Origin of the sequence: Pseudoalteromonas sp. SWYJZ12 (assembly GCF_015864395.1) — a bacterium.
In the GTDB taxonomy this organism is placed as follows: domain Bacteria; phylum Pseudomonadota; class Gammaproteobacteria; order Enterobacterales; family Alteromonadaceae; genus Pseudoalteromonas; species Pseudoalteromonas arctica.
In genome coordinates this window covers 91,779-113,056 of record NZ_JADYXH010000008.1, presented here as the reverse complement: position 1 = coordinate 113,056, position 21,278 = coordinate 91,779, and the positions used below count along the sequence as shown (strand labels likewise).

At 39.6% G+C, this 21,278-nt stretch carries 23 protein-coding genes; 11 read left to right on the top strand and 12 right to left on the bottom strand.

Translation table 11 applies throughout. The annotated features are described in order from the left end of the window. Positions 1 to 155: 155 nt before the first annotated feature. Together I6F42_RS11515 and soxR are read right to left on the bottom strand one after the other, a co-directional pair. Positions 156 to 461, bottom strand: coding sequence for a DUF1330 domain-containing protein (locus I6F42_RS11515; protein WP_010553557.1), 306 nt, complete (start codon positions 459 to 461; stop codon positions 156 to 158). 149 nt (positions 462 to 610) lie between these two features. Then, positions 611 to 1,090, bottom strand: coding sequence for a redox-sensitive transcriptional activator SoxR (gene soxR, locus I6F42_RS11510; protein WP_010553558.1), 480 nt, complete (start codon positions 1,088 to 1,090; stop codon positions 611 to 613). Between the two features lie 76 nt (positions 1,091 to 1,166). Here soxR and I6F42_RS11505 point away from each other — a divergent pair, with 76 nt between their 5' ends. The 6 genes from I6F42_RS11505 (at position 1,167) to I6F42_RS11480 (ending at position 5,988) form a co-directional block, all read left to right on the top strand. Then, positions 1,167 to 1,640 carry a flavodoxin family protein gene (locus I6F42_RS11505; protein ID WP_165726780.1) on the top strand — a complete coding sequence of 158 codons (474 nt, stop codon included), beginning with the start codon at positions 1,167 to 1,169 and terminating at the stop codon, positions 1,638 to 1,640. A 72-nt stretch (positions 1,641 to 1,712) separates the two neighbouring features. After that, a complete protein-coding gene (locus I6F42_RS11500) occupies positions 1,713 to 2,222 on the top strand; it encodes a DsrE family protein (RefSeq protein WP_010553560.1) in 510 nt (169 codons plus the stop codon). A gap of 8 nt (positions 2,223 to 2,230) precedes the next feature. Further along, positions 2,231 to 2,866, top strand: a complete 636-nt coding sequence (locus I6F42_RS11495; RefSeq protein ID WP_197152210.1) for an SGNH/GDSL hydrolase family protein — start codon at positions 2,231 to 2,233, stop codon at positions 2,864 to 2,866. Between the two features lie 79 nt (positions 2,867 to 2,945). Then, complete coding sequence (locus I6F42_RS11490; protein ID WP_197152209.1) at positions 2,946 to 4,484, top strand: EAL domain-containing protein; 1,539 nt, start codon at positions 2,946 to 2,948, stop codon at positions 4,482 to 4,484. 56 nt (positions 4,485 to 4,540) lie between these two features. Further along, positions 4,541 to 5,080 (top strand): hypothetical protein, encoded by a 540-nt coding sequence (locus I6F42_RS11485; protein ID WP_197152208.1) that lies wholly within the window; start codon positions 4,541 to 4,543, stop codon positions 5,078 to 5,080. Positions 5,081 to 5,298: 218 nt separating this feature from the next. After that, complete coding sequence (locus I6F42_RS11480) at positions 5,299 to 5,988, top strand: response regulator transcription factor (protein WP_197152207.1); 690 nt, start codon at positions 5,299 to 5,301, stop codon at positions 5,986 to 5,988. An 80-nt stretch (positions 5,989 to 6,068) separates the two neighbouring features. Here the strand turns inward: I6F42_RS11480 and puuE are convergent, their stop codons facing one another. The 8 genes from puuE to xdhA are packed head-to-tail and all read right to left on the bottom strand — an operon-like array spanning position 6,069 to position 15,139. Next, positions 6,069 to 7,001, bottom strand: a complete 933-nt coding sequence (gene puuE, locus I6F42_RS11475) for an allantoinase PuuE (RefSeq protein WP_197152206.1) — start codon at positions 6,999 to 7,001, stop codon at positions 6,069 to 6,071. Position 7,002: 1 nt separating this feature from the next. Next, complete coding sequence (locus I6F42_RS11470) at positions 7,003 to 8,214, bottom strand: urate hydroxylase PuuD (RefSeq protein ID WP_197152205.1); 1,212 nt, start codon at positions 8,212 to 8,214, stop codon at positions 7,003 to 7,005. Positions 8,215 to 8,219: 5 nt separating this feature from the next. Continuing rightward, entirely contained in the window at positions 8,220 to 9,584 is a 1,365-nt protein-coding gene (gene guaD / locus I6F42_RS11465) for a guanine deaminase (RefSeq protein ID WP_101216334.1), read from the bottom strand. Positions 9,585 to 9,586: 2 nt separating this feature from the next. Further along, entirely contained in the window at positions 9,587 to 9,937 is a 351-nt protein-coding gene (gene uraH, locus I6F42_RS11460; protein ID WP_231616349.1) for a hydroxyisourate hydrolase, read from the bottom strand. Beyond that, positions 9,934 to 10,434 carry a 2-oxo-4-hydroxy-4-carboxy-5-ureidoimidazoline decarboxylase gene (gene uraD / locus I6F42_RS11455; RefSeq protein WP_197152204.1) on the bottom strand — a complete coding sequence of 167 codons (501 nt, stop codon included), beginning with the start codon at positions 10,432 to 10,434 and terminating at the stop codon, positions 9,934 to 9,936. The genes uraH and uraD overlap by 4 nt, the downstream gene beginning before the upstream one ends. Next, a complete protein-coding gene (xdhC, locus tag I6F42_RS11450; RefSeq protein ID WP_197117248.1) occupies positions 10,431 to 11,321 on the bottom strand; it encodes a xanthine dehydrogenase accessory protein XdhC in 891 nt (296 codons plus the stop codon). The genes uraD and xdhC overlap by 4 nt, the downstream gene beginning before the upstream one ends. After that, complete coding sequence (xdhB, locus tag I6F42_RS11445; RefSeq protein WP_197152203.1) at positions 11,314 to 13,653, bottom strand: xanthine dehydrogenase molybdopterin binding subunit; 2,340 nt, start codon at positions 13,651 to 13,653, stop codon at positions 11,314 to 11,316. Before xdhB ends, xdhC begins: the two co-directional genes overlap by 8 nt. Continuing rightward, positions 13,640 to 15,139: a xanthine dehydrogenase small subunit gene (gene xdhA, locus I6F42_RS11440; RefSeq protein ID WP_197152201.1), complete on the bottom strand. Its 1,500-nt coding sequence runs from the start codon at positions 15,137 to 15,139 to the stop codon at positions 13,640 to 13,642. The genes xdhB and xdhA overlap by 14 nt, the downstream gene beginning before the upstream one ends. 223 nt (positions 15,140 to 15,362) lie before the next feature. Between xdhA and I6F42_RS20415 the strand changes: the two genes are divergently transcribed. Further along, a complete protein-coding gene (locus I6F42_RS20415) occupies positions 15,363 to 15,509 on the top strand; it encodes an ATP-binding cassette domain-containing protein (protein WP_374939248.1) in 147 nt (48 codons plus the stop codon). Positions 15,510 to 15,848: 339 nt separating this feature from the next. Next, entirely contained in the window at positions 15,849 to 16,484 is a 636-nt protein-coding gene (locus tag I6F42_RS11435; RefSeq protein WP_004334621.1) for a trimeric intracellular cation channel family protein, read from the top strand. Here I6F42_RS11435 and I6F42_RS11430 read toward each other — a convergent pair. Then, positions 16,465 to 16,851 carry an N-acetyltransferase gene (locus I6F42_RS11430; RefSeq protein ID WP_231616347.1) on the bottom strand — a complete coding sequence of 129 codons (387 nt, stop codon included), beginning with the start codon at positions 16,849 to 16,851 and terminating at the stop codon, positions 16,465 to 16,467. The two genes, I6F42_RS11435 and I6F42_RS11430, sit on opposite strands and share 20 nt — an antisense overlap. A 182-nt stretch (positions 16,852 to 17,033) precedes the next feature. Then, a complete protein-coding gene (locus tag I6F42_RS11425) occupies positions 17,034 to 18,500 on the bottom strand; it encodes a DASS family sodium-coupled anion symporter (RefSeq protein WP_197100845.1) in 1,467 nt (488 codons plus the stop codon). A 286-nt stretch (positions 18,501 to 18,786) separates the two neighbouring features. Between I6F42_RS11425 and I6F42_RS11420 the strand changes: the two genes are divergently transcribed. From I6F42_RS11420 to I6F42_RS11410, 3 genes are all read left to right on the top strand, one after another. Continuing rightward, positions 18,787 to 19,626 (top strand): DUF417 family protein, encoded by an 840-nt coding sequence (locus I6F42_RS11420; RefSeq protein ID WP_197152199.1) that lies wholly within the window; start codon positions 18,787 to 18,789, stop codon positions 19,624 to 19,626. Between the two features lie 10 nt (positions 19,627 to 19,636). Then, positions 19,637 to 19,888: a Rho-binding antiterminator gene (locus I6F42_RS11415; RefSeq protein WP_197152198.1), complete on the top strand. Its 252-nt coding sequence runs from the start codon at positions 19,637 to 19,639 to the stop codon at positions 19,886 to 19,888. A gap of 534 nt (positions 19,889 to 20,422) precedes the next feature. After that, entirely contained in the window at positions 20,423 to 21,256 is an 834-nt protein-coding gene (locus I6F42_RS11410; protein WP_024604526.1) for a hypothetical protein, read from the top strand. The last annotated feature ends 22 nt before the right edge of the window (positions 21,257 to 21,278 follow it).

Sequence of the window (21,278 nt, the reverse complement as noted above, 5' to 3'; positions counted from 1 at the left end):
ACTAACATTTTGCAATTCATCGAAGCTTCTTATTAGTGACATTTTATTAGTGACATTTGATATCCTATATGCGACTCATCAATAATTCATAAAAGAGTAATAAATATTTAGTAGTTATATTTTGTAAATGTAACTACTAAAATACTGCTATTAGCTTAGATACTATTCATATCAAACTCGTCACATAAAACTGCAGTGCCATCAGTAGACTCGTGACGTAGATGTACTACTTTTTGATACGCGTCGCAATTGTACCAGCCTAATGCTTGCTCACGGTTTTTAAATTTAAGTACCACAGTTCGGTCATTTTTCGTATCACCTTCAATAATTTCAATATTTTGGTCAACAACTAGAATTTCTATATCAAAACCTTTAAAGGTATCAATTGATTGGGGTAAGTATTGGTTATTAAGCTTGTTTGTGTCGGTAACTTTGTGGCTAAAAATAAAATAAGCGGCCATGATATTTCCTAGATTAAATGTAATTGATATATAACTAATATGTTCAAGCAAAGCTTTGCTTGTCACATTAGGAAGTATATTGGTTTGTATAAAATTGATAATACCGGGTAATGGCTATTCAGTTTTTACTTTATCTATAAAGTTAAGCCCTATTTGTACACAGGTAAAAGCTCAGAATTTAAAAGTACAGCTCCGCTCTCTTTATTTCCTAAATGATCATCTTTATTATAAATTGGGCAGCTTTTTAGCGATAAACAGCCACAACCTATGCAACCATCAACGCGGTCACGTAAATGCTGCATATGCGCAATGCGCTCATCGAGCTGAGCTCGCCAACGCTTTGAAAGTGATGACCAATCTTGTTTTGTTGGTGTGCGGTTGTCGGGTAGAGTAGCTAAGGTATTTTTAATTTCATCGAGCGTAATTCCCATCGCTTGAGCTGCTTTTATTACAGCTACACGACGTAATACATCAGGTTTATAGCGTCGCTGATTACCATTATTTCGCCAGCTCTTAATTAAAAACTTAGTTTCGTAAAAGTGAAGAGTAGATACTTTTACACCACTTCTTTTTGCTACATAGCCAACGGTTAGGTTAGCTTCGGTTAACTTTTTTTGTCCTACTGGCATTATTTTAATCCTTCAGTTGACCTCAATATAACTTGAGGTTTTAAGCTTCTACCACATTAAAAAAGGAGCTAACTAAATGCAACAAAAACTTGAGCGTAATACTGTTATTATTTATTCAAGCGCACGAAAAAACGGCAATACCACAGCCCATGTTAATAGCTTTGCCGAGCAAAATGATGTGCGCGTAATTTGTCTGGATGATTATAAAATTGCGCCGTATTGTTATGACAAAAACTATAAAAATGATGACTTTTACGCGCTATTTGAAGCAGTTTTAAAGTACGACCATTGGGTGTTCGCGTCTCCTGTTTATTGGTATAACACTACGGTACAAATGAAGTCATTTATAGATAGGATCACAGATTACATGGATGATGAAACCTTGAAGCCGAAGTTACGGGCTTTACGTAATAAAGATTTTTCGTTGTTATCAAACGCATCATCGCTTGAAGCGCCTGATATTTTTGTAGAAATGTTTAAACGAACATTTAGCTATTTAGGTATGCAGTTTATTAACCACCATCATAAAAACACTCAATCGGCAGCATGATAAGCTGCCCTTTTTTCTTTGCTTCTGTTAGTTTTATAAATAGGTTTACTTATTTAAAACACAGGATTGTTTATGAAATACCTATTATTGCTTTTACTTATAAGCCCATTTTCGCAAGCGGGTGAAAACCTTATTAAAGACTTTGGTTACTTTTATAGTGTACCGGAGCATGTTCAGATTAATGACTCTACGGTATTCAAAATAGCCTTTGATGTTGGTGATGGCGCTAAAAAAGGTGAGCAGAACAATTCAATGAACTCACTTGCACGTTTTATTAATATGCATGTAGCACACGGTGTAAAGCCAGATAACATTCAATTAGCGTTAGTGGTACATGGTAGTGCTAGCGTTGATGTATTGGCTAATAGTGAATATAAAGAACGTTTTAAAGCAGATAACAAAAATCAAAGTTTAATAAAGCAATTGTTGGCCAATAACACCGTGGTTTATGTATGTGGGCAATCGGCTACGCATTATAAAGTAGCACCAGAACAACTAATTGAAGGTGTGCAAATGTCACTTTCGGCGATGACAGCACATGCCCAGCTGCAACAGCAGGGTTATACACTCAATCCATTTTAATAATTAACATGACAAAAAATATTCTCTGCTTTGGTGATTCTAATACGTGGGGTTTAAACCCTGTAACGGGAAAACGCTTTGATGAAAATACCCGTTGGACATCGTTATTAAATAAAAACTTAGGGTGTGGCTTTAACATAATAGAGGCAGGGCAACCTAACCGCACTTTAGTGCATAATCCGCCATTTGATGGCGTGCTTAGCGGTGTTAGCTATTTAAAGCCTTATTTGGATAAGCATGAGCTCGATTTTATTATTATTGCCCTTGGTACAAACGATCTTAAAAAACGTTTTAATTTAACATCTAGTTTAATAGCAGATGGCTTAAATGATTTAATTAACTCAATACATATTTATTATCAGCAAGGTAGTACTTTAAAATCTCCTAAAATTATTATTGCTAGCCCACCTAAAATAAGAATCACCGAGCAGTATTCGCGTATTTACGAAGGTGCAGATATAGAAGCAACAGAGCTCTCTAGTGCATTCAAAAGCGTTGCGGCTACTAATAAATGTACTTTTATTGATTTTAATACATTTATTAATGTAACAGCCGGTGATGGGATTCACTTTGAAAGTAACCAGCATTTGGTAATCAGCTTTAAAATAGCGCAGTTAGTTCGAGATTTATTAAATAATTATTAAAGCTATCTATTTGAATTTAGTGCGTCTTATGCAATCATCTAAACAAAGTAGTTATATAAATTAACAATCTCAGGATGCTATGGAAAAGTACCAAAAAAAATCGATTATAGCCGTTCTAACAGGAGTGTTAGTTTTTATAACTGGCTGTCTTATTTTGCTCTATTTTGCAGCGCAAGAACTCACTACTCAAATAAATGCCGATACTAAACACATTATTAAACATGTGGACGCTGCTGTATTAGAGCGTCGCAGTGTGCTTACACCTCTTAATAAGTTTGGTTTCAAGCAGTGCGATGAAACTACATTGCTTGAAATGCGGCGTGCTTTATTTGATTCACAATATGTGATTGATATCGGTTTTTTTATTGGTAACCAGTTAATGTGTACAACGGGAGCTGGTTTGCTAAGCAGTGTTATAAACGACCTTGAGCCTGACTATATCCGTAAAGATGAGGATGTACGTGTACGTTTTGAGCCGCAGTTGTATTTATTATTATTTACCGGACGTCCTATGGAAGTGGTAATCGTTCGCCAAGGTAATTTTAACCTAATCATGGAGTCAAAGGTATTCAACTCTGCGAGTATTGGGTCCAAAAATTGGGAAGTTGTATATAAAGACTCCGAGGAACTGCATCATTTAGCAGGTACAAAAGACACTTATAGTAAAATAAGTGGCGACAGCTATTTACCGTATGAAACGGGTGTTGCTTGTAGTACTGAAAATGAGGACTACTGCGCAGCAGTGCACTTGCCTTGGAGTCAGTTCTTCTCTAATAATCACTTTTTATTAATCATCTCCTTAATTTTAACCTGCTTAGCTGGTGTGTCGAGTGCATTAATGGTAGATGCAAGAATTGCTGCACGACGCTCTACTAATCAGCGTATTCGTAAAGGGCTTAAAAAGGGATCATTTTATTGGACTTACCAGCCCATTATTTGTTTGCAAAGTGGCAAGCTGATTGGTTGCGAGGTACTTGCACGTTTTGAAGATAAGTACGGTGCTTTATTCCCTGATGAGTTTATTCCGGTTATTAGAAAAAATAATTTAACCTGGACTTTCACTAAGGCAATGATAACGACCACAATAAAAGAGTTAACTTCTATAGATGCACTACCGAAAGGATTCAAAGTGTCGCTTAATATATTTCCGTGCGATGTAGAGCTGGGTAATGTGTCGTTACTGCCGCAAATTACAGAGCTTACCAACTCACGCTTTATTATTTGTTTAGAGATAACCGAAGACGAATACCTTGATACAAGCATTGCGCATACTCATTTTAGAACATTGGTTGAATCGGGGTTTAATTTATCATTAGATGATTTTGGTACGGGTTATTCGAATTTAAGAAACTTACAAAATTTGAGTTTTCACCAACTTAAAATTGACCGTACGTTTGTGCAAGATATAGCAACTGAGGGCTTAAAAGCCTCTATGATCCCAAATATTATGGAACTTGTGCACAAATTTAATTATACCTGTGTGGCAGAAGGAATTGAAACCACTGAGCAAGAAGCAATTTTAAAAACAGCGGGTGTGCATTACGGACAGGGTTGGAAGTATGGTAAGCCTATGACTGCGTCTAAATTTAAAAATTATATAACTAATCAGCATTTTTAGATCTCAGCTGCCATACTAAACGTATCGGTATGAAATTTATAAATATTAGGTTTATTATGATCAAATTAATATTAAGTGTTTTTGCACTTTTACTACTTAGTGCATGTACAACTCAGTACCCAAACCAGCAATTAACAGGTAAGCAGTTCCCAAGCATTAGCGGGGAAAGCTTAGAGCAAAGCATGGTGACTATACCCAGTGATTTTAAAGCAGATAAAACACTACTGCTCATTGGGTACAAGCAAGATAGTCAATTTGACATAGACCGTTGGCTAATTGGTTTAGATATGGCGGGCGTAACGCTCCCTACATACGAACTACCAACCATTGCCGGTATGGCACCACGCATGTTTAGTACATTTATAGACAGCGGTATGCGCAAAGGCATCCCTAAAGAATTATGGGGTGGAGTAATCACTATTTATAAAGATGGTGAAGCGGTACAAAAGTTTACAGGTAATGAAAGTCCAAATAACTCTCGTGTAGTACTTATAAATAGCAGTGGCGAAATTTTATATTTTTATGACCGAGGTTTTTCGGTAGATGCGTTAAATAAATTAAAAGAAGCTATAAAATACATTACTCTAAATATTTGAGTTAATGTAGGTTCTAAGCTTTATAAGTCAATAACCGGATCTGTTATTTATCTTATAAAAGCAATTTAATTGACTCGGTTTTTAATTTTATGTATTGATTTTATTGTGTTTTATTTATTTAAGGGTGAGAAGCGATAACTGTATTTTAATACCAAAAGCTCATTGTAAGTTGTATTTGATTTAGGTAATGTAATATAAATGTTTCAAGGATGAAATTTATGCCTCATATAAAATCAGTATTTGTAAAAACAACATTTCAATCATCTTTTCATTCACATAATTACGCAATTATTTTAAGAACACTGCAAGCTCTGTTCGGTGATATTAAAATGGATGATGTTGTGCCTAAAGTAGAGCTGCGAGCTAATTATGATTTGTTTTTAATAGATGGCGCTAAAAGTAAATGGCAAGACCTTATTCCAGCAGATCTTATCTGTTTAGCTAAACACTATAGCGTCGTCATTTTTAATGTTGATAAAGACGATGTATGCGAGCAAAACTTATTGCTTAACCATTTTAATGGTGTTTTTTATAAATCTGATGCACCAGAGGATATTTTTAAAGGGGTAGTCCGGGTTAATAGCGGCGAGCTTTGGTTTACGCGTAAAGTAATTTCAAAAGCATTTAGTGATATTTTAGCTGTGGCATCGTCGTTTAATGGTCTCCACGATGATATTGAATTAAAGCAGGACGATTACGAGCATTTAACAAAACGAGAAAAGTCTGTTATTCATTTAATTGCACAGGGTGCGAGTAACAATACAATCGCTGATAAACTTAACATTAGCGACCACACTGTAAAAACACATTTATACAGTGCGTTTAAAAAAACTAACTCACGCAACAGGGTGGAGCTTGCTAATTGGGCGCAGCGCTATATATCTGTTTTGCTGCCAATGGGGAAATAGTTTTTTGAATAAATTTCACTACTCCTAAAGTAATTTAAGCCCAGCTTTGCTGGGCTTTTTTATGTTTTAAAAAATATAAACTATGCTTTTTTATACGGGTGGGTTTTAAGCCAGTGCTCGGCTATTTGTTCACGCGTGGCAAACCAAACCTGCTCATGCGATCGGGCATATTCTAAAAACCGTGCTAATGCTTTTATTCTTCCTGGTCTGCCAATTAAGCGGCAATGTAAACCTATCGACATCATTTTAGGGGCGTTTTCACCTTCAGGGTCACCTTCTTCATAAAGCGTATCAAATGCATCTTTTAAGTAATTATAAAACTGATCGCCGGCATTAAAACCCTGTACGGCAGCAAAGCGCATGTCGTTTACATCGAGCGTGTAGGGCACTATTAACTGTGGTTTACCTTCTTTAATACTGTAAAAAGGTAGGTCGTCGCTGTAATCGTCGGCATCATATAAAAATGTGCCATTCTCAACTACAAGGGCTGCGGTATTTGGGCTAGTTCGGCCGGTATACCAGCCTTTGGGCTTTTTACCTGTAAGCTTTTTAATGACGTCAATGGCTTGTTGCATATGTTCGCGCTCGGTTTGTTTATCTATATTTTGATAATTAATCCAGCGCAGGCCATGGCTTGCAATCTCGTGCCTTGCTTCAACAAAGGCTTTAGCTACATCGGGGTGGCGCTCAAGGGCCATCGCCACTGCAAAAATGGTGACCGGTATATCGTATTTTTTAAATAAACGCAGTAGCCTCCACACGCCCGCGCGCGAGCCATATTCGTAAATAGACTCCATGCTTATATGGCGGTCTTCTACATGGGGAGCACTGACTATTTCTGATAAAAACGTTTCGGCCGCTGCATCACCATGTAATACACAGTTTTCGCCGCCTTCTTCGTAATTTAATACCACTTGCACGGCAATACGGGCTTTATTAGGCCAGTTTGCATGGGGTACATCTGGACCATAACCAATTAAATCGCGCGGGTAGTTTTTAAATTGCTCGCTCATTTTATTGCTCCTTTTTAAGTGCTGTGAGCCAAGCGCCGAGCGTTTCGCGCTCTTTGTCAGTCATTTTGGTCATATTAGCCAGTGGCATGTCTTTAGTTATTACGGCGCGAGTATGCACAAGTACTTGCGACTTTTTTACCTGTTCAATTGAATCAAGTTTAAAGCCAAGTGGCGCTGTTTGAAAAAGCTCAGAGGTAGGTGTCTCGCTGTGGCACTGCGTACAGTGTTTGCTGATTATATCCCACGCTTGTGCGTCGGTAATACTTGCTTGTAAAGGCGCGTTTTCGTCTGCATTTGTTGGTGTATTAGGCCACGGAGCTATTGCCAACATAAGAGCAAAAAATGCTGCAATACCACTTATAAGTACTGAAGGTTTATTAACGCCTTGATGTTTTAAGTTAAAGTAATGGCGTATCCACATACCAATACCAAACAGCGCAATTAAAATAAGCCAGCCAAAATTGTGGCTATACGTGTAAGGAAAGTGATTGCTAAGCATAATAAATACCACAGGTAACGTGGCGTAGTTATTATGTATCGAGCATTGCTTGGCTTTTAGTCCTGGGAGCGATTCGGGAATACGGCCGGCTTCTACTTCACTTACCATATAGCGTTGCCCTGGCATAATAATGTGATACACATTGCCAACCATACAAGTACCAATAAGCGCACCTACATGAATATACACAGCGCGGTCGCTAAATAATTGATCAACCCCAAAAGTCCACAGAGCTAATAAACCAATAACTACAGCAATAAACACTTTGCCGTTTTCAACCAGCGGGGTTTTACACAATAAACGATAAACACCATAACCTAAGCCAATAAAACCAAGGGATGCGCCAATAGCTGCAAATTTACTTAGCTCACTTTTACTGTTATCAATTAAGTACACATCGGCGCCAACATAATAAAGTAAGCTAAATAGTAATATACCGGTGATCCAGGTTGTGTACGCTTCCCACTTAAACCAATGCAGGGTATGAGGCATTTGTTCAGGGCCATTTTGATACTTAGCCACTTCGTAAAAGCCACCGCCATGCACGGCCCATAAATCGCCTTTTATGCCTTTATCTATTTTCCATTGCGGTGGTGTTTGTAGGTTGTTATCAAGCCATGCAAAATAAAATGAAGCGCCAATCCAGGCTATACCAGCAATAACATGAAAGTAACGCAGTACTAAATGAGCAAGCTCAAATAAATAGTTTTCCATAACGGTTAAGCCTCTTCTAATACCGGTGAGCGGGTGTCTGAAAATTGATTGTTATCATCGCGCTTATACACACTTTTACCCATAATGTAGGTTTGCTCAACGCAGCGGTCGTCGCCTAACATCATCATTGCAAATAGTTTTTCATGTAGGGTTTTGGCATGTTGTATTCTAAATTTTAAAAACGAAGTTGCCGAACAATCCATTACAATAAAATCGGCTTCACAGCCGGCTTCAAAATTACCAATTGTCCCTTCTAAATCGAGCGCTCTAGCACCGCCGAGTGTTGCTAAATACAGCCCTTTAAATGCTGAAAACTTTTGACCTTGTAACTGTTGGATTTTGTAAGCTTCGTTACCTGTTTGTAGCATAGAAAAGCTTGTTCCTGCGCCTACATCGGTACCCATGCCTACGTTTATGCCGTGCTCTTCACAGGCTTTTAAATTTAAAAGTCCTGAGCCTAAAAACAGGTTTGAGGTAGGACAGTGCGATATAGCCGCATTGTTATCTGCAAGACAGCAAAGCTCGCGCTCAGATAAATGAATGCTATGGGCAAATACCGAGCGTTTACGTACCATTTTAGCTTGCTCGTACACGCCTAAGTAATCCTCGGCTTCTGGAAATAACCCTTTAACCCATTCGCACTCGTCTTTGTTTTCAGATAGGTGTGTGTGCAGGTAGGTGTCTGGGTATTCTTCAAGTAACTGAGTGCATTTTTGTAATTGCTCAGGGGTTGATGTGGGGGCAAAACGTGGTGTAACTGCGTAGCTTAGCCTGTCAACATTGTGCCATTTTTTTATTAGGGCTTTGGATTCGTCATAGCTTGTTTGCGCGCAATCAGATAAGTCGTCAGGGCAGTTACGATCCATCATTACTTTACCGGCAATCATCCGTAAATTGCGTTTTTGTGATTCTTTAAAAAACGCATCAACCGATTGCGGGTGCACAGTGCCAAATACAAGGGCAGTGGTTGTGCCATTACGCAGTAGCTCGTCTAAAAAGCGATTAGAGATCTCTTTTGAATAATGCTTACAAGTGAATTTTTTCTCTGTCGGAAACGCATACTCGGTTAGCCAACTTAGCAGTTGCTCGCCGTACGCCCCCACCATTTCGGTTTGTGGTAAGTGTATGTGGGTGTCAATCATACCAGGCATAACCAGTTTGCCATCGTGGCGGATAACACGCGCTGATTTATCAATTGTTGGCAGTATGTCTTGCTCGTAACCAAGTTTAACTACTTTGCCGTGCTTGATAACTAATGCGCCTTTTTCAAAAAAACGATGGGCGCTTTCGCCAGCAATGGCAGGGTCGTCAATAAAGTCGAGTATATCGGCACAAACTACTGTTAAGTTATTATTGTTTTGCGTGCTCATTATTAGCTACCTCTGTATGTAGAGTAGCCAAACGGGCTAAGCAACAATGGGATATGATGATGTTTAGTATCTTGTAATCTAAACGTTATTTGTGCCTCTGGGTAAAACGCAGGGGTAGGTTGGTTTTGGTAATAACTATCTAAATCAAAGACTAGCTTATAGGTTGCAAATTCTACTTCTGTATTTAGCCAGTCGGTAATACGCCCGTCGCTATCGGTTGTGCCTTGGGTTAGTTGCACCCATCCGTTATTTGTAAGTTTAAATAGCTTAACAGCAACGTTTGCTGCTGGTTCTCCGGTGCTGGTATCGAGTATATGGGTGGTTATAGGGCTTTTGTTCATACTTTTATTCATAGCAATGACTCCAATCTTATTTTTGTTATTTTGGCTTGTTCGCCCGCGGCTATAGCAAGCTCTGTGCTGCGGGTGTTGTGTATGCGCTGCTCTATGAGTTTGAGCATTTGTTCGGCCGTTTTACCGGTGGCGCACACAATAAAAATAAAGCCAAACTTGCTCAGGTACTCTTTATTAAGAACGATCATTTTGGTAAGTACGGCTTCGTTTGCTTTGCTCATACCCGATTGCTCATGCCCCGCTTTTTGTGCGGTAGCAGCGTATTTTTTGCTAAGGGTTGATAAGTCACCTATTTGCGGGTGGCCTTCAAAGGCAGCTAAATAGTCGCTCTCGTCAAGGCTATCCCATATGCTTTTTGCGCATTCAAACAGCTGCTGAGCACTTTTAAATGGCATTGCTTTTACCATGGCTGCCACCCAGTTAGGGGCCGCGCAGCAATGCTCAAGTGCTTGTTTTGCTTGTGCATCATTTAGCGTATTTATTTGTAAGCTACTCATGCGCCTACTTCCTCCTGCGTGGTGCTAATTAAGGCATTTTTTAGTGTGCGCCACTGCAAGCCTTGGCGTTTTGGCGCTTGGGTTTGCATAGCCTGATAAAGGGCAATTAGCTGTCCACTAATCGAAATAGCCACTTCCATTGGTAATTTGCCCGTAATATTTTTTAGCCCAACAGGGCAGGTCATTTGCTGTATTTGATCGGCTGTAAAATCGCGATGTGCTAGGCGTTGTTTAAAACGTTTTGCTTTAGTGTCAGAGCCAATAACGCCCAGCCAATTGGCATCAGCGCGTTTAATAATGGCTTGGGTGAGTGCAAAGTCGAGCTGGTGGTTATGGGTAAGTATTAAGTAGTTATTAGCTTTAGGCGCACGCTTTACTTGTTCTGTTGGCTCTTCATCAACCACTTTTACTACATTAGTTGGCATAGCCTGTGGGAATACATCTGCGCGGCTATCTATCCAGCGTATGCGAATAGGCAGTTGTGCCAATATACCAATAAGCGCTTGTGCTACGTGGCCTGCGCCGTAAATATCTAAAGTAAAGCGCTCGCATTGCATGCATTCAAGCATAACGGTGGCAGCCCCGCCGCAGCACTGGCCTAAATTTGCACCTAGGTTAAATTGCTCTATTACTTGGGCGGCTTCGCCTTTGGCAAGTAGTTCGCGAGCTTTTTCTATTACTACGTATTCAAGGTGGCCACCGCCAAGGGTGTCGTAAATATGCTCGCCGCCTATTACCATTTTTGAGCCTGTGCCGCGAGGGGTTGAGCCATTTGTGCCAAGTACCGTGGCAATTACATAATTAGTGCCGCTTTGTTCGTGCTCGTTTATAGCCTGCGCCCAGTTTTGAGTATGAAAACCCTGAAACGACTCATTTAAATTAGTCATGTTGATGCTCCTTAAACCAACTAGCGGTTTGCTCAATTGCACTCAATACTCGCTCTGGGGTTGCGGGTGTATCCAATGGGGCGGTGTATTTGTAATCAGCCACACTGCTTATGGCATTACGAATCGCGCTCCATACACTAAAGGCCAGCATAAATGGCGGCTCGCCTACGGCTTTTGATCTAAACACGGTGGTTTCTGGATTTGCTGAGTTATAAAGATTGACGTTAAATTCGGCAGGTGTATCGCCAATGGCTGGTATTTTGTAGTTGGCTGGGCCAAAGCTTGCAAGCTGGCCTTTATCATTCCATTGTAAGTCTTCGGTTGTTAGCCAGCCCATACCCTGCACAAAGGCGCCTTCAATTTGGCCTATATCAAGAGCTGGATTAATTGAACTGCCTACATCGTGCAGTATATCAACGCGAGTTACCGTGTTTTCGCCAGTTAGGGTATCTACTTCTACTTCGCTGAGTGCTACGCCGTGAGCGTAGTAAAAAAACGGACGGCCTTCGCCTTTGGCTCTATCGTAATGAATTTTTGGTGTGGCGTAATAACCGGTAGATGAAAGCGATATACGATTCATGTAAGCAAGATTTGCAAGTTCGCTAAAGCTAATTTCCCCTTTACTAAAAGTAATGAGGTTATCTTTAAATACAACAGTGTTGCTGTCTACTTCAAAGTGCTCGGTAATAAAATCAATTAAGCGCTCTTTTATTGTGTTTACTGCATTTAGCGCCGCCATACCGTTTAAGTCGGTACCGCTTGAGGCCGCTGTTGGTGAAGTGTTTGGTACCTTGTCGGTACGCGTAGCACTAATACTTACCGCGTTAAAATCGACCCCAAAGCCATGGGCTACAATTTGCGCAATTTTGGTGTTTAGCCCCTGGCCCATTTCGGTGCCGCCATGGTTTAAATGTATTGAGCCATCGCTGTATACATGCATTAATGCACCAGCTTGATTCAAGTGTTGTACCGTAAACGAAATACCGTATTTAACCGGCGTCATCGCAAGGCCTTTTTTGATAACAGGTGACGATACGTTAAATGCTTTAATAGCCTCTTTACGTGCCCAGTAGTCACCCGACTCCTCAAGCTGGCTTATCATATCTTTTAAAATATGTTGCTCTACGGTTTGATGATACGGCGTGGTGTCGCGGCCTTTCTTGTATAAATTAAGTTTTCGGATCTCAAGCGGATCTTTACCTAATTTGGCGGCTATATCGTCCATTATTAGCTCGCCCATAATCATTCCTTGCGGGCCACCAAATCCTCTAAATGCGGTATGGCTTACGGTATTTACTTTACAGCGATTACCCTTGATTGTGGCGGCTGGGTAGTAGTAGGCGTTATCGGCATGAAACATGGCACGGTCTACAATTGCATCAGATAAATCTGGCGAGTAGCCACAAAACCCATTTACGGTAATGTCGGCACCTTCTATTAAACCATTTTCGTCAAAACCAACATGGTATTGATTATAAAAAGGGTGGCGCTTACCGGTTAATTTAAAATCGTCGCTACGGGCTAGGCGCATTTTTACTGCGCAACCAAGGTGGTAAACCGCAAGGGCTGCAAGGCATGCCCATGGTGCGCCTTGGGTTTCTTTGCCGCCAAAAGCACCGCCCATACGGCGGGTTTCTACGTTTACAAAGCTAAATGGCTTTTTTAAAATTTTAGCAACTAAGTGTTGAACCTCAGTAGGGTGTTGCGTAGAACACTGAACATGGATGCCCCCGTCGTTATCAGGTTGCGCCAGCGCTATTTGCCCCTCAAGGTAAAAGTGTTCTTGCCCGCCTATGTTTATTTCGCCTTTAAGCTGGTGGGCTGCGTTATTAATGGCGTTTTCGCTGTTACCACGGTTAAGTGAATGGGGCGGCCTTACCCAATGCTCTTTGCTAATAGCTTCTTTAATATCGAGTATGGGTGTGGTTTGCTCGCACTCTATAACCACTAAACGTGCCGCGCGACGCGCTATTTCATAGGTGTCGGCAACCACTACTAATACAGGTTGTCCGTGATATTGAATTTCATGGCTAGTGAGTAATACGTCACCTGGAAATACCGGGCCAATATCAAGCTTACCGGGTACATCTTCGGCCGATAAAATACGTATAACGCCTTCGACTGCCAGTGCGAGACTTGTATCAATTGATTTAATAAAGCCACTTGTAACAGGGGCGAGCACTGGGTAGGCATGCAGGCAGCCGTAAGGCTCAGGGTTATCGTCGGCAAAATTTGCACTGCCACAAACTTGTTTAATAGCGCTTTCGTGATATTTAGATTGCCCAACGCTACCACCTTGCGCTTTTAGTTTATCCATTTCAAAGTGACGCATGTGAGATCCTCGTAATGGCAATGTTGTTATTGTTGCGTGCTTGCGGCTCACAAAACTCAATACCAATGCGTTGTAATAAGTTTTTGCTTACCGTAGTGCGGTAATGCGCACTGCTTCTTACATCGCTCATGGGCGTAAAGTCATCGTTAATAGCCGTTGCTGCGTCTATAAAACTACTTACTTGTAATGATTGAGATATCAGCTTTTGCTCAATATGATGTGCGCGTTTAGGAATAGCAGCCATACCGCCCATAGCGCAGCGGGCTTGAGTAATCATGTTTTGTGAATGCTCTATAGCAAGCACCAAACACACGGTAGATATATCGTCTTCAAAGCGTTTTGATATTTTATGACAGGCCAGTTTTAGCGACTCTGGGCGCTTTGGGATGGTGAACTTACTAATTACTTCATCGCTTTTAAGAACTGTTTTTTTGTAATCAATAAAGTAGTCGGCAACTTTAATAGTGCGCGAACCAGCGCTGCTTAATAAATCCATTGATGCATTAAGAGCGATTAAAAGTGGAGCGGGATCGCCAATCGGAGAGGCATTCCCTATGCTGCCACCTAGTGTGCCGCTGTTACGTACTTGGCTTGATCCTAAGCGTTCAAATAGCTCTTTTGACTCTGGGTAATGGTTATAAAATGCCTCAACAAATTGGCTATAAGGTAGCGCTGCACCTATGTGTAACTCACCGTTATTATCTGCCAAGGTGCAAAGATCCTTTACTTGGCTAAGGGAGATAATTACATCCGGTAAGAGCATGTTTTGGCTAAGCTCAATGGCAAAGTCGGTGCCACCAGCAACTAAATGTGCATAAAGATAAAGCGCTTTTAGCTCAACAAGTTGCTGGGCCGTTTGTGGTAAGTAAAATTTGCGAGGACCATTTTTTAAAAATGGAATATCGCCATCATATTGCGTATTAAGTGATGCTTTAAATTGAGCGGCCATTGCTGAGTAAGGTTCAGCTTTACGCTCATAGCTATAGGCTTTTTCGGCTGCAAGTAATATTGGGCTATAACCTGTACAACGGCATAAGTTACCGCCAAGTGCATGAATAACCGCTTTTTTACCAGGGTACGTTGGTTCATTAATATAAAGAGCCAACAAACTCATTATTATACCGGGCGTGCAAAAACCACATTGCGAACCATGGCACTCAACGAGTGCACGTTGTACGGGGTGTAAATCGGTTAAGTTTGGGTATAAACCAGTAGTCACAGCCTCTACCGTTACTATATGTTTTGCATGCGCATTACCTAATAACAATAAACAGCTGTTCATTGTTTTGTATTGCCAACTAGCTTGCCCGTTTGCATTTATACGCTCTTCACCCACTAAAATTGTGCACGCGCCACAGTCGCCAGTTGCACACCCTTCTTTGGTGCCCACTTTCCCTTTTTTGGTGCGAAGCCAGTCCAAAATGGTGAGACTTGGCGAGCATTCTTGTACTTCAATTGGCGTGTTATTTAATAAAAATTGAATCACACAGACCCCCTTAATTTTTATAAAGCCCTGATACATAAAGGCTTGGCGTATGTTTTTTCTTGTTGTTTGCGCACGGGTAACAAAAATACTTTTTAATCTTTAATTAGCTTATTGCAGTTACCATGCCATTGTTGACCGTTTGGTCAGTTAAGGGCGATTGGGTTAAATTATCGAGGTATAGGTAATAACGGAGTCGCTTTAAAAATAAGGCACGGTGAAGCGAATGCTTTTACTATTTAAATCTAAAGGGGGAAATAGGGCTGGTAAAAGCACATTAATGAAAATGCTTTATGGTGTGGTTAAACCTGACCAAGGGGACATGTTTTTTTATGGCCGTATAATACCAATCAACAATGAAAAATTAGGGTAGGTGTCAGCGTTATTTTTTTATGTAATTCTGTAAGTTGGATAGGTATTAGCCTATTAATCTTTGAGTCAATTTTTGTAGGCTATCTCGCTTATTTTGAGTGGAAAAATAGGGCTAATTTAATTTTAGGGGCTACTTATAAACAACGTGTAAAAAATACCTACTTTTAAAATAATTACCTTCTCAAATATTACCTTTCATAAAACCTAACCTCAAACTGCATTCACTGTAAATTACAGCGTTGTTTTTAAATGTATTTTTTAAAGTTAATTCAACTTTTAAGGGATGTTTTTTGGCACGTAAGTTGAAACAACTTCTTATAAATTTTAAAAAGGAATTACGATGACTGCTGAATACTTTATGGTACTAGGGTTACTCGGTGTTGCATTTTTTGCTGTTGCAGGGGCATTGCTTGGGTATGAAAAAAACATTAGTGGCTTTGGCGTCGTAGTGGTTGCAACCGTTACAGCACTAGGGGGCGGTACCCTCAGAGATATACTTTTAAACAAACCGGTATTTTGGATTGCTACCCCAGAGTATTTATATTCAACCTATGGGGCCGTTATAGCAACAATTGCATTTATTCGATATTTACCGCGCGTTAATAATTACTACTTTTTATTGGTAGACGCTGTAGGTATGGCGTTATTTAATATTATGGGGATAGAAAAAGCACTCATTAATGGCTCTGGCATGGTGGTCGCAATTACCATGGGCATTACTACAGGTATATTCGGTGGTTTAATACGCGACGTAATTTGCCGTGAGGTGCCAACTGTTATGCGCAGCGAACCTTACGCCTCTGCGTGTTTAGCGGGTGGTGCAGTTTATGCTGCTTTATTTAGCCTTAATGTAGATTACATTTGGTGTATTTTAGGCTCATTTTTCACGACTATCTTTTTAAGATTAGGCTCTTTGCATTGGGGTTGGCATTTAACTATTTTCAGAAAAAAAGACTTCAGAGATCAAAGCGACTAATTTTAGCTACGAATAGCCCGCGTTTGCATGTGGTACTCGTAATTATCTCACCCGTTATAGTAAAACCCAGCCGCTTGTAAAGTCCTAATGCTGGGTTGTTTTTAAGCACTGTGAGTTTAATGGGTTTTGACTGCGCATTTGTAATAACTTGTTCAATAACCGCTTTCCCATACCCTTTATTTTGGTGCAATGGATGTATTTGTAATTGCATTATTTCAACGTGTTGAGCGTGCGTTTGGTATTTTAAAGTACCAATTGGTACCTCATTTATAACTATAAGATGGGAGCAGTCATATTGATCATCAAGCCTTAAAACATGCTGTTGATCAGTTAAAAATAACCCGGCATTTTCTAAGTGTTCAATCATAGTTAGTTTTCTGAGGCTTAATAAGTAGTCTCGGTCTGAATATATGCCTTTATGAATTTAAAAATAATGATACTCCCTTATAACAGCGCTAATGTTTATATTTTTAGAGCTGAAGTACTTGAGTTTGTACTAAACTCAAGTACGCAGCAATAAATGTGCAAGCCAAGCTAACAAAGGCAATACTACCAATACCCAAGTGCTTTCCACCAAAGCCCGCCAATAATTCCCCATACACTTAAATTAATAACGCTCATTATAAGGCCCATTACCCACCAGTCTTTTAATGATACATAGCCTGAGCCAAACACTATGGGTGATGTGCCTGTTGCGTAATGCGTTAACGACATCATGAGTGATGAAGCGCCAGCTAACAGTAAACCTAAAAATAAAGGCGGAGCGCCAAGCGCCAAACCTGCGGCGTAAAATGCGGCAAACATAGCAGTAATATGTGCTGTGGTACTGGCAAAAAAGTAATGAGCATAAAAATACACAGCTACCAATATAATGGCCGATACAATCCAGTCAAAGCCCAGTTGCGCAATGTTGCTCTCAACAAGTGTTGAAAACCACGTTACCAAACCTAGTTTATTTAAAAAAGTGGCCATCATTACTAATGCTGAAAACCAAACAACGGTATCCCACGCAGACTTTTCTTTAAGTACATCGTCCCAGCTTAATACACCAGTCACTAATAAAACCGACAAACCTAAAAAAGCCACTGCTGTGGTATTAACCGCGTAGTCAGCCCCTAAAATCATTGCAGGTACGCCGGCCCATAAAACAAGCAGCATAGCAAAAACACCCACCATTATTTTTTCGCCGTAACTCATTGGGCCCATTTCAGTTAATTTAGATTCTGCGTAGGTTTTAGCGTCGGGCGTACTTTTAACTTCAGGTGGGTAAATGGCATAAACAACCAAAGGCACGAGGGCAATACATAGCAAACCAGGAACAAGCGCTGCGAGCGCCCACGTACCCCATGTAATACTAATATTTGCACCGGTAGCATCAGCAATAAGCTTTACAATTAGCGGGTTTGGCGCAGTTGCCGTAATAAACATAGCTGATGTAATAGGGTTTATATGGTAGCTCACTAAAGCAAGGTAGTGCCCAATTTTACGAGAGGTGCCTTCCTCAGGGGACGAGCCAAAACTTGTTGCTATCGACTTCATTATTGGGTGAATAATAGCGCCGCCTCGCGCGGTATTACTTGGCGTTACAGGCGCTATAACAAGTTCAGAAAGTGCGAGTGCGTAACCAATACCAACTGTTTTTTTACCAAAAAGAGAAATAAAATTATAGCCAATACGATTTCCCAAACCAGTTTTAGCTAAACCCCGAGAAATAATAATAGCAATACCAATCAACCAAATTAATGAATTAGAAAAGCCACTTAATGCATCTTTAATAGCGCCAGATGGGCTGTCATTAGTTACGCCAGTTAACGCAACAGAGGTAATAGCTAAAATAGCAATGGCGCCGATTGGCATTGCTTTACCAATAATGGCAACAACAGTACCAATAAATAAAGCTAACAAATGCCATGCGTTTTCGGTAACACCTTGCGGGGGCGGTACAGCAAACCAAAGTAGTAAAACAATGGCTATAGAAATCAGTCCAGAGGTAACTCGAATATCAGTACCCTTCATTAAAAATGTCCCTAAGTTTTAGAAATGCATGCATTCTGTGTATTGAAAAGGCGACGTTATTTTACTTCATTTTATAATAAAAAAAATGACGCATATCATATGAATATTAGACTTATTTAATTTTATTAATAAAGAGGTAATAAACCATAAACTAAAGTGATTGATTACATTACCCTATGAGAGCTTACGTTGTGCTTAATCAACTCTTATATTTTTAAGAGTTAGCTTGAATTGTTTTATCGACTAGCAAGGTCTTTGTAAGTCTTAACGAATACTTGGAAATACAATGAACTTAAAATTAACCAACAACGTGATTACTTTTTTATTAGCGAGTAGCTTTTTGTTACTTGGCTTATCGTTTGCGTTAGGAGCAAACCCTAATACGTTAACGGCTACGTTTAGTTTTTATGGCGTTGATTCGCTAATGTCTGTATCTGCATTAGGTTTGATTAGTGGCTCATTTATGGTTGCTTTAGCGTTTGCCACCGTGCTCGCTCACCTTAAGCTAATGAAACCTACGCCAGCACTTTTACTTGCAGTAATTATAAGTTTAGTAGCATTACTTACCTTGTTTGCCAGTAACCGTTGGATGGCTCAACTTGGCGGCTTTCCAATCATTGGTAGTGGGCAGGGCATAATTAAATACTTTGCTGTAGTGCCTTTGTATTTGTTTTTATTTTATAAAGACAAACTTACCGACAAACAACACGTACTTTTAAACTTTATACCGGTTGCTATGGTTTTATTGTGGATTGGCGGCATGAAGTTTTATGAGTTTGAAGCAAAAGGCATTGTAAGTTTAGTAGAAACCTCACCGTTTATGTCGTGGTTATACACGGTATTTAGCGTACAAGGCGCGTCTAACGTGATTGGCGGGTTTGATGTATTATTTGCTGTGTTATTGGGCTTAGGGCTATTTTTAAATAATAAAAAGCTAATTATTGTAAGTGGCTTAGCGTGTTTAAGCGTATTTATGATGACCCAAACATTCTTAATTACCGCCACCGGTGCATTTAGTTCTTCCGCTTTATTGGAGCGCTTAGGGCAGTTTGTAATTAAAGATCTTTGGTATATAGCCAACCTTGTTGTTATTGCTTTTTTAATGGTTTTTAAACCGGCTAAATAAAGAGGACATCATGATCAGTTGCAACCAATACGACTACATCGAAATTGCCTGTATGCACCATTTAAGCATTGAGCTTATATTAAAAAATGGCGATGGTGTATGCGGGATAGCAACTGACACAAAGCGCAATGCTAATAGAGACGAATGCATAGTTGTTAGCGTAAATAGCGAGTTGCAACTCATTGTGCTCACTACAATTAGTATACTTAAAGCGCATGAGAAAAATCCATACTTTGACCACGTGAACTTTGATGTAAAGTAAACACCTCACTCATTCGTTTTTATCATAAGCACCTCAGCGAGCCTGTATCATTAATATGTTAAGGCTCGCTTATCTCATCAATGCTTTAGCTAATTACGCGCTAAATACATAAAGCCAAAATTTTCCTATTACTTTCTTTTGTTCTTTACTCGAGTTTTTCCACCGAATAAGGCTAAACGCCAGCTATTAAAGCGCATAAAAATGCTAATTCTGTAATAAGTAAGCCTTTATATGCCCGTATATGGCGTTTGGTTTTTGTGCGTTTGTTAATTATGATCGTAAAAGGTAGCTACATAAATAAAGCTAACTGACAGAACCAACTGTTTATATAAGCAGCTATTTTAATTTTGTCCAATAACATTATCAAAAGTCGTTTTGGTGCAAAATAACAAAGGCCTTTTTATAACATGCCTAATCACTTGTTTACATTAAAGTTAGTTAGTGAAATTATTGAAAAAAGTAATATGCGCCATTTTGGGGGGTTATAACTCTCAAAGTGTTGTTCAATAAGTTGTTATACGTTTAGGAGGTTTGGTGAACGGAATCTGTGCATTGTGTACGAAATCAGCGAAGCTTAAAGATAGTCACTTTATGCCTAAAGCTGTTTACCGATCAATTAGTAAAGGTTTCCCTGAACACGGACAAAACATTGTTGTGATTAATGGTTCTAATAAATCAGCAGCCTATACTGACAAGCAAGCTAAAAAGTATTTACTTTGTGAGCGTTGTGAATTGAAATTCTCCAAAAATGGGGAAGATAAAGTAATATCTTTTATGGCTCGTCCTAACGGTTTTAAACTAGCTACAAAGATAAAAAAGTTTAAAACGTTGTCTCATGTAAAAGATGAAGTATGGTATTTTCCACCAAGCGACGAAATAGCGTTTAATTTCATGTACTTTGCTGTAAGCATTGCCTGGAGGTTGTCTGCAACAGATTGGAGTGGGTTCGGTATTCCTGATACAAAGAATTCAATTCGTGAAGAAAGCATGATTGCTTTTTCAGATTACCTATTAGGAAATACTGAACTTCCTGCAAATACTTATCTAGCTGTATATGTTGATAATCAAATAGTAGATACACCATCAATGGGCTTTCCAACTATTAAAAATCATGGTGGCTATCAACATATAGTGTTTAACATTCCTGGTCTAAAACTAAGCCTGTTAGCAGGCAAAAATCCAGGAGCGGGTATTAGAGAAACATTCTCTATTAATACAACTAACGTGTATTTTGTTAGTCGTAGTTTAAAAACACACCCTGATTATCATTTTATGGTTAACTTTTTAAAAAATGAATCAGTTGCAAAGGGTCGGTTACTGAAAGAGCGTATCAAACACGTAACAACACGCCCTGAGGTGGACGGCTAGTAAAATTAGCTATTAATTGCAA

What these genes read in the sequence shown, in the direction of transcription:
- I6F42_RS11515 (WP_010553557.1), bottom strand. Translation starts at nt 461, where the DNA reads ATGGCCGCTTATTTTATTTTTAGCCACAAAGTTACCGACACAAACAAG.
- soxR (WP_010553558.1), bottom strand. Translation starts at nt 1,090, where the DNA reads ATGCCAGTAGGACAAAAAAAGTTAACCGAAGCTAACCTAACCGTTGGC.
- I6F42_RS11505 (WP_165726780.1), top strand. Translation starts at nt 1,167, where the DNA reads ATGCAACAAAAACTTGAGCGTAATACTGTTATTATTTATTCAAGCGCA.
- I6F42_RS11500 (WP_010553560.1), top strand. Translation starts at nt 1,713, where the DNA reads ATGAAATACCTATTATTGCTTTTACTTATAAGCCCATTTTCGCAAGCG.
- I6F42_RS11495 (WP_197152210.1), top strand. Translation starts at nt 2,231, where the DNA reads ATGACAAAAAATATTCTCTGCTTTGGTGATTCTAATACGTGGGGTTTA.
- I6F42_RS11490 (WP_197152209.1), top strand. Translation starts at nt 2,946, where the DNA reads ATGGAAAAGTACCAAAAAAAATCGATTATAGCCGTTCTAACAGGAGTG.
- I6F42_RS11485 (WP_197152208.1), top strand. Translation starts at nt 4,541, where the DNA reads ATGATCAAATTAATATTAAGTGTTTTTGCACTTTTACTACTTAGTGCA.
- I6F42_RS11480 (WP_197152207.1), top strand. Translation starts at nt 5,299, where the DNA reads ATGCCTCATATAAAATCAGTATTTGTAAAAACAACATTTCAATCATCT.
- puuE (WP_197152206.1), bottom strand. Translation starts at nt 7,001, where the DNA reads ATGAGCGAGCAATTTAAAAACTACCCGCGCGATTTAATTGGTTATGGT.
- I6F42_RS11470 (WP_197152205.1), bottom strand. Translation starts at nt 8,214, where the DNA reads ATGGAAAACTATTTATTTGAGCTTGCTCATTTAGTACTGCGTTACTTT.
- guaD (WP_101216334.1), bottom strand. Translation starts at nt 9,584, where the DNA reads ATGAGCACGCAAAACAATAATAACTTAACAGTAGTTTGTGCCGATATA.
- uraH (WP_231616349.1), bottom strand. Translation starts at nt 9,937, where the DNA reads ATGAATAAAAGTATGAACAAAAGCCCTATAACCACCCATATACTCGAT.
- uraD (WP_197152204.1), bottom strand. Translation starts at nt 10,434, where the DNA reads ATGAGTAGCTTACAAATAAATACGCTAAATGATGCACAAGCAAAACAA.
- xdhC (WP_197117248.1), bottom strand. Translation starts at nt 11,321, where the DNA reads ATGACTAATTTAAATGAGTCGTTTCAGGGTTTTCATACTCAAAACTGG.
- xdhB (WP_197152203.1), bottom strand. Translation starts at nt 13,653, where the DNA reads ATGCGTCACTTTGAAATGGATAAACTAAAAGCGCAAGGTGGTAGCGTT.
- I6F42_RS20415 (WP_374939248.1), top strand. Translation starts at nt 15,363, where the DNA reads ATGCTTTTACTATTTAAATCTAAAGGGGGAAATAGGGCTGGTAAAAGC.
- I6F42_RS11435 (WP_004334621.1), top strand. Translation starts at nt 15,849, where the DNA reads ATGACTGCTGAATACTTTATGGTACTAGGGTTACTCGGTGTTGCATTT.
- I6F42_RS11430 (WP_231616347.1), bottom strand. Translation starts at nt 16,851, where the DNA reads ATGATTGAACACTTAGAAAATGCCGGGTTATTTTTAACTGATCAACAG.
- I6F42_RS11425 (WP_197100845.1), bottom strand. Translation starts at nt 18,500, where the DNA reads ATGAAGGGTACTGATATTCGAGTTACCTCTGGACTGATTTCTATAGCC.
- I6F42_RS11420 (WP_197152199.1), top strand. Translation starts at nt 18,787, where the DNA reads ATGAACTTAAAATTAACCAACAACGTGATTACTTTTTTATTAGCGAGT.
- I6F42_RS11415 (WP_197152198.1), top strand. Translation starts at nt 19,637, where the DNA reads ATGATCAGTTGCAACCAATACGACTACATCGAAATTGCCTGTATGCAC.